Source organism: Deltaproteobacteria bacterium, from assembly GCA_011773515.1.
Lineage (GTDB): Bacteria > Desulfobacterota > Deferrimicrobia > J040 > J040 > WVXK01.
On the sequence record WVXK01000108.1, the window covers coordinates 27,027 to 34,644 of the forward strand.

A 7,618-nucleotide genomic window follows, 5' to 3' on the forward strand; every position below is an offset into this window, starting at 1 on the left:
TCGCGGCCCTCTGTTTGGATTATCCCGTTTCCCGAATTCTATCACAGAGAATTAATCACTTTCCAGCTATCCATGGATTTTGAAAGAAAGCAAAGAAGCGGGGAAAGGATACCGTGCATTTTCCGTCAGAAAACCGGCAGCCATTCTGGTGGCTTCACGAGAATTGGACCCCATGGACGGGCAGATAGAACCGCAGGAGCTGCCCGAGGGGAAATGAATTCAGAGCTTTTCCTCCTTGCCATTCGTGCGGGCGGCAACTCTTTTCAGGATAAGGTCGATGAGCCGGGATTTGTCCTCCCACTTTTGAGCAAACTGGGAGGGGTCAAAATCGTGCCGGTTGAGGATCTTCTTCAGTGAATAAAGATCAAAGGCCTCGAGCCTTCCTCTCAGGCCTTCTTCCCCCCCCTCGGTATACACGCTAAAGGCGTCGAATTCCTCGAGCTCTTCTCCATCCGGGTTCCCGTTTTCGGGCGAGAGGATAGCGGAAAAATCAAGATCAAGTTCTCGTATCAATTCGGGTTTTTCCTCGATTCTTTGCGACAGGACCCTGAGAAAATGGGAAATGTAGATTGCGACTTTTTTCTCCTCCGTCATGACAGCCCCTCCTTTTTTTTACATTTTCCGGCTCCTTTCGGCCATGAGCCAATGAAATCATCACCGCGTTTTCTTTCCTGGTCAGACCGTTAAGGTCCGATCAGAACTCATAGCCTCTTTCCCCATGGAGGGAAAGATCGAGCCCGGTAACTTCCTGCTCATCATCCACGCGAAGGCCCCAGATGGCATCGATGGCCTTGAGGAGCAGGAAGGATGCAGTGAAGGCAAAAACGACCGTTGCAAGGACCGACACGATCTGGACGAGAAGTAACTTCCCGTTCCCGAAAATAAGACCGTCGGCACCTGCCGGGTTGACGGAAGAGGAGGCGAATATCCCCGTCGCGATAGCGCCCCAGGCACCGCCGAAGCCATGAATGCCCACCACATCAAGAGAGTCGTCATAGCCAAGCCGCATCTTCAGGTTGACACCGTGATAACATATGATCCCCGCCCCCAATCCTATAACGATTGCAGATAGGGGGGAAACGAAGCCCGCGGCCGGAGTAATGGCCACCAGCCCCGCCACGGCGCCCGACGCCGCTCCCAGGGCAGTCGGCTTCCCCCTGAGAATCCACTCATAGAGGGGCCATCCCAGCGCACCTGAGGCAGCGGCTATATGCGTGACGACGAAGGCGTTCGTTGCAAGGCCGCTTATTTCGAGAGCCGATCCGGCGTTGAACCCGAACCAGCCGAACCAGAGCAAACCCGTTCCAAGAAGGGTAACGGGAAGGTTGTGCGGAGCGATGATCTCCGTCCTGAACCCCCTCCTCTTTCCCAGAACGATGGCGGCTGCAAGGGCCGAAACCCCGGAACTTATGTGAACTACGGTACCACCGGCAAAATCGAGGGCTCCCATACTGCCGATCCACCCTCCACCCCACACCCAGTGCGCGAGTGGTGAGTATACGACGACCAGCCACAGGGCTATGAAGACGAGAAAGGAAGAGAACTTTATCCTTTCGGCAACAGCGCCGCTTATGAGCGCCGGCGTGATTATCGCAAACATCATCTGAAAGACCATGAAGGCAAGCGCCGGGATGGTACCTGCGTAGATCGGGTGGGGGTCGATTCCAATTCCTCTCAGCCCGACATGGGCCAGGCCGCCTGTTATCCCTCCTATGTCGGGGCCAAAGGCCACCGAATATCCGACCAGTACCCAGATGATCGTGGCAACGCCCATGAGAATGAAGGAGTGCATCATCGTGGAGAGGACGTTCTTGGAGCGGACCATGCCGCCGTAAAACATGGCAAGCCCCGGAGTCATCAAAAGCACGAGAGCTGAGCAAACGAGCATGAACGTGGTATCCGCCTTGTCGATCGCATCTGATGCCCATGCGAGTCTGGGAACGAGCACCATAGCCGCGCAAAGCACACGGGTAAGTTTTCTCATGAAAAAGCTCCTCCAGCTTCTCTTCACGAACTTGTATAGCGAAGATCGTGCCAACGCAAAAAGATTGATCGATTGTCTTAAACAGTTGAATTAATGTTGCTATTTGCTTTAACGCCGTGTCTTTTGTCTTGATGGGGACAGATAGGTGCCCAATTCTTAGGCTCTTCCGTGCTCATGAAATAGGCAGAACAAACTTGGATGGAAAAAAAGGGCATCCTCTGCGGGATGCCCTCCAAAAGGATTCCGGCGACACTTCACGCCGGCGAATGACGGTTTTTACTCAGAAGGCGTAGCTCAGGTTGAGGGAGTAGAGACGGGCAAGGTTACTCCAGGTTCCGTCGTATTTTGAATTGTTCACCCCTCTTTCGCGGTAATCAAAGTAGATGTAGGAGATATCGACGCCGATGTCTTTGATGCGAAACCCGGCACCCAGGGAAAAACCCTTCCTGTCCGAGTCGGGGAGTTCCGAGCCAAGGGTTGCCTCGGGAATGGGGTTTTCGTCATAAAAAATACCCGCGCTGCCGTAGCAGGAGCTGGAAAAATTGTACCGCATGCCCAGCCGGTAAGCGGCAACATCATCCCAGTCCTTCCTCTGGGGATTGAATGCGGGAATCGGGCCAAGAGCTGAATCCAGTTTGATGTCCAGATTTTCAAAGTCCGACCAGAAGGTGTAATCGTAGTCGAACTCGATCGTGAACTTCTCCGTCTGGTACGCCACCGCGGCAACCAGGATATCGGCCATGTTCACGTCGGTTTTTCCGCCCGTTTTGAGACCGAAGGCGGTGGCATCTCCCGTTATCTCCATGTCGTATCCATTTCTGTAGGATACGGCAAACCTCAGGTTGTATCCGGGGGTTACCAGTATCCCTGCGTTCCAGCTCCACGCATCCCCGTCCCCGTCGAGGTGGAATTTCAGGCCGGGGGCGAGCACCCGGTCGAGCTCCGCCTTGGCGTGCATGTAATCGACGCCGGCTCCAATCGAGATATAGTCGTTTATTTTATATGCAACGGTGGGGTTGACGACGACCGTCTGGAGCTGGGCGTGCTGGATATCGAGGGCGACATTCCCCGACTGCGAAGGGGGTAACGTGAAATCCGGAGAGTAGGTCCTGGACAGGCCGAAGGGCGCGTTGATCCCGATCCCGAGGAAGAGCTTATCGCCCGCCTGCATCGTGTAGTAGGCAACAGGGGCGAAGAACTCCTGGTTCTTCCCCGATTCGTTTGTCGGAAAAACCGTGCCGATAGGCAGGCTTATAGGGGGAACAAAAAACGAAGGCGGAGGCTTGACAAACCCCTGAAACGTGCTTCCCCGCGCATCGATCAGTGTCCCACCGATCAGGAGGTGCATCCCTTCAAGCTGCGTTATGCCGGCGGGATTGTAATAAATTGCCGACGGGTCGTTCGCCTGCGCCGTCCAGGCCATGCTCATGCCCATGGCTTTCGCTCCCTGCTCGGGTAGTTTGAAACCCGCCCCCAGGGCCGTACCGGCAGCAAAAGCAAGTACCAGCACCATCAACAACGCCTTCCTTATGATTTTTTTCATTTACCTCCTCCTATCAGTAATTTGGGGCACGTGAACACGTTATGTCTTCTTTTTACCAGATGTGCAAAAAAATTCAAGCTAAATCGTTTTAACACAAGAAATTATTTACGCTTTCGCAAGCCTGTCAAAAGAACAGATGAATAAATCTCAATGCGTTGCTATCGGCAAAATGTTTTTCCCCGGCTTCAGCAGACAGGCAGCTCGAATATCTGCAGGATCTCCGCAGAGGCATCCTTTATAAGCTGCAGATACGCTTCCCGGTCAAAGGAGTAGTCGGGCGTGCAGAAACCAAGAGACCTCGCTTTTTCCCCCTCTCCACGGTTGCCCCCCCCGGTAACCACGTACCAGACGGCCTCCCCCGGCCTTACCTCGATACCCCTTCCCGCAAGCTCCCTCACCACCTGCGCAACCGCCGTGTTCTCGGTGTAGGCCCCGGGTGGCTTCGACAGCTTCCTGCAGATGGCAAGCTCCTGAAGGGGGACCGCTCCGGACTCCAGATCGTCCAGGAACGAGGAGAAGATATCCCTGATCGCCCCGCCATTCTCCCTCAGCTCGCGCACCGTCCCGAACCGGGAGGCCTCCGCGAGCATCGCCTCCTGCATGCGCTTGATAAACAGCGGCGTATCGCGCCTCCTCGAAGCTACGCCCCTCGTCTTTATCTTGCCGTCCCTGAAAACTCCCACGAATCTGCCGGGCACGGAAATGTTCCTGTTCCTCTTCGAGGGCAGAAAGGCGACCCACCGGTACACACCCTCCACCGCTATCTCGATGCCCGTCTCCGCGGATATCTTTTCCGCGAGGATGCGGTAGTCCTCCCCGGAAGCCCCCCCTTTCCTGATCCACAGGGCATCGGTCAACCCGTGAATGAAACGGTACCCCTCCCTCTCGGCCACCTCCTTGGCGGCAAGGAGCTTCTCCCGGCCGTAGGCGGTGACGGCCTCATGCGCCTCTATCCTCCCGAAACGGGCGTTCCTGTACCCCAGGAAGCCGAAGCAGACCACGAGAATCCATTTGAGGGCTTTTTGCCGGGAATCGTAGACCCTCCTCTCCCCTCCTTTCGTCCTGTCTCTCATGCCCTTGTACATCTCTCTTCTTTTGAGGAGGGGTTCGAGGACCTCGGGGATGAGCCCTTTTCTCTCCCTGCACGTGTGCGTCCCCGTTTCGGGAATCCTGTGGTCCCCGCAGCAGGAGCACATGAGCGTCTCGGGGGAAATGTTGTACTCCACCATCAGATTCGGGTACATGGAAGCGAAATCGAGCTCGCACACGTCCTCGAACACGCCGACGGGAGGTACGTATACCAGTCCCCCCTTGTCGGTAACCACGAGCTCGTCGGCGCTCTTGAAAAACTCGGTCTGCCTCTTCTTGTAGGGAACGGGTATGCCCCGCTTCCAGGCGAGCTCCACCTCCATCGCCGAGATCACGGTGCCGGGAGAAGTCCGCGAAAGCCGCTCCAGGGGAATCTTGGAAATGCGTGCAAGCTGGACAATTCCGTCAAGCCCCACCTCGCCGTAGAAAAAGGAGTTCGTGGCGTCGATGTGGGGCCTTCCCGGAAAGCCGGCGGAGGAGGCCCGGTACACCATCCTTCCGTAGGAGAAAAACGATTTGCCTTTTCCTCCCGCAGGCGTGCGGGGCATGCCCTCTCCTTCCCCCCTGAAGAAAGCTACCGGTATCCCCTCCTTTCTCGAGAGATGGAGGAGGCGGGGAAAGATGTACTCGTCTCCCCACTCGGAAACGACGATATCCGGCTCAAAACGGTCGACGAAGCGGTTTATCTCCCGCAGGAAGGCTCTACTCTCGCCCCACTCCAGCTCGTAGGCGGCCCCCTCGCAGGAGAGCTCGAGCGACGCCCAGGGGGCCTGCAGGGGGCTTACCCTTTTCTCGGGGAGAGGCCTCACATACATGAGCGTAAGGGGGGGAATCTCGTACCCGGAATCCCAGTCGCCCTCGAGAGGATGTATCACGAGGGAGTTTTGCCTCTCATCGGCATCGAAGCGGCACGCGCAGAGAGGGAACGTCCCCGTCTCGTAGAAGAAAAGCTGCTCGATCGGGATGTCGCAGGAGTAGAGGTTTCCTGCTCCCGCAGCTCTGCCTGCCGATCGCACGAGGGAAAACAGGGCGGCAGGCGAAGGGGCAATGACCCGGAGGGCGGAAACGGCCTCACCGGAGAAAAAATCCGTCACCTCCTCCATCTGTGTGACAGCGCCCCTCTTCTCCAGCGTGCCGCCCAGGAGCGGGAGGTTTACCCCCCTGCCGTAGACGAAAAAAGCGGGACGTATCCGCCGGCTGAAGCGCTCGATCTCCCCCCCGGAGGTTTTCACCCAGATATCCACCCCTGATGGTGTCCTCCTCACGTCGAGTATCCACCCGTCAACAGCGATCATACCCTCCCCACTTCCGGCCGGAATGTCAGTTTTTCACGTTCTCGGGTGTTCATTCCGAAATTTCTTTCTCCCCTCTCACCGGTGCACCTCCCCTCTTTACACACCCTTATATGTATGTTAGCATACATATAAGGAGCGATCAAGGAGGTAGCCATGGTGCGGGAACTCACGGCAAAGCAGAAAAAGGTTCTCGAGTTCATAAAGGGGTACGTCCGCAGGAACCGCTTTGCCCCGAGCGCGAGGGAAATCGCCGGACAGTTCGGCATAGCGGAAAAAAATGCCTTCTACTATCTGGACGTCCTCCAGCGGAAAGGCCATATACGGCGCAGGAAGAATATGCCCCGGGTGCTCGAGTTCACGGGCGAGGATGCAGCCCTCATCCCCCTGACCATCCCTGTCGTCGGCAGGGTCCAGGCGGGGAAACCCATAACCGCCGTCGAGAACCTGGAGGGCGAGGTGCTCCTGGACGCAGGCCTCGTCGGCGGGGAGGACGCCTTTCTGCTCAGGGTCAGGGGAGACAGCATGGCGGGAGCGCACATCGTGGATGGCGACCTCGTGATGGTAAGGCCCCAAAAAACGGCGGAAAACGGCGAGATAGTGGTCGCTCTCATCGGGGACGAAGCCACGGTGAAGAGGATATACTGCGAACCCGGCAGGGTGATCCTCCGGCCGGAAAACCCCTCCTACGACGAGATCGTGGTGGAACTTTCCTCCGACGGCTTCGAGTTGATCGGAAAAGTCGTGGGAGTGTTCAGGAAGCTGCCATGACAGACCGGACGGGGATATATCCCGGTGGGATGACGGAGGGAGGAGATGCGCGAAGCCGGTCGCTTTTGAAAGAGATCCTCGACCGCACACGCGGCAGAAAGAAGGGCTTTCTCCTCTTCTGCGGAAAGCATTACCGGGGACCGGTGGTGGCCGCGGCAATCCAGCCCGTGCTCGAAGGGGGTACCGCCGTGGTGGTGGACGGGGGAAATATGTTCGACCCCTACGTCATCAGCAGGGTAGCAAGGATGCTCGGGGTGCCCCCCGGAAGCGTGCTTTCGCGCTTTTACGTTTCCCGGGGCTTTTCCTGCTACCAGGTGGAGAGCCTCATCGTGTCAGAACTGCCCGATTTCGTGAAGAAGAGACGGCCTGCGCTTCTCATCGTGACGGGCCTCCTCGAGACATTCTACGACTCGGACGTCCCGCTGAAGGAGGCAGCCTCTCTTCTCAGGGGTGCAACCGATACCCTGCTCGCCCTTTCCAGGAAAATGCCCGTCATGGCAGTCACGCCACTGCCCCCCTGTGCCGCAGAGGAAAGAGGGCACTTTTTCGACAGCCTCCTCAGGAAGGCAGACTCAGTCTACACCCCTGAAGGAGAGGTCATAGACTCCCCCGGCGGCAGATACCTGCCCCGGGGCGGAGGCGTTCGATAACACTTTCGGGAGGACCGCATGGGACGAACCGTCGCATCCTTTACGCAGGTCATCTACCGGGAAGAGGCCGAGTGGAGAAAGTTTCGCCGCGCCTTGAGAAAGGAGGACAGGGAGCACTTCGACAGGCTCTTTGGCTATGCCCGGATTCACGCCGCCGAGTGCGCCTACTCGGGCAGGCTGGCGCCTTTCGATGCCATGCTCATCTGTATGCTCCTCGAACAGGAAAAGAAGCTGCATGAGCTCGAGCAGCGAGTAAAGGCCCTCGAGGGGGCGGGAAAAGAAGATAAAA

General features: G+C 57.2%; 7 protein-coding genes. 3 read left to right on the forward strand and 4 right to left on the reverse strand.

What is annotated here, in order from left to right; genetic code table 11:
• Positions 1–219: 219 nt before the first annotated feature.
• The 4 genes from GTN70_11565 to GTN70_11580 form a co-directional block, all read right to left on the reverse strand.
• Positions 220–594: a hypothetical protein gene (locus tag GTN70_11565; protein NIO17597.1), complete on the reverse strand. Its 375-nt coding sequence runs from the start codon at positions 592–594 to the stop codon at positions 220–222.
• Between the two features lie 100 nt (positions 595–694).
• A complete protein-coding gene (amt, locus tag GTN70_11570; protein ID NIO17598.1) occupies positions 695–1,984 on the reverse strand; it encodes an ammonium transporter in 1,290 nt (429 codons plus the stop codon).
• A 280-nt stretch (positions 1,985–2,264) separates the two neighbouring features.
• A complete protein-coding gene (locus GTN70_11575) occupies positions 2,265–3,527 on the reverse strand; it encodes a hypothetical protein (GenBank protein ID NIO17599.1) in 1,263 nt (420 codons plus the stop codon).
• A gap of 185 nt (positions 3,528–3,712) precedes the next feature.
• Complete coding sequence (locus tag GTN70_11580; GenBank protein ID NIO17600.1) at positions 3,713–5,911, reverse strand: hypothetical protein; 2,199 nt, start codon at positions 5,909–5,911, stop codon at positions 3,713–3,715.
• Between the two features lie 153 nt (positions 5,912–6,064).
• Here GTN70_11580 and lexA point away from each other — a divergent pair, with 153 nt between their 5' ends.
• The 3 genes from lexA to GTN70_11595 form a co-directional block, all read left to right on the forward strand.
• Complete coding sequence (gene lexA / locus GTN70_11585) at positions 6,065–6,679, forward strand: transcriptional repressor LexA (protein ID NIO17601.1); 615 nt, start codon at positions 6,065–6,067, stop codon at positions 6,677–6,679.
• Positions 6,676–7,329, forward strand: coding sequence for a hypothetical protein (locus GTN70_11590; protein NIO17602.1), 654 nt, complete (start codon positions 6,676–6,678; stop codon positions 7,327–7,329). The genes lexA and GTN70_11590 overlap by 4 nt, the downstream gene beginning before the upstream one ends.
• An 18-nt stretch (positions 7,330–7,347) precedes the next feature.
• Positions 7,348–7,618, forward strand: a 271-nt coding sequence (locus GTN70_11595) for a hypothetical protein (GenBank protein NIO17603.1), incomplete at its 3' end; no start/stop codon positions are given.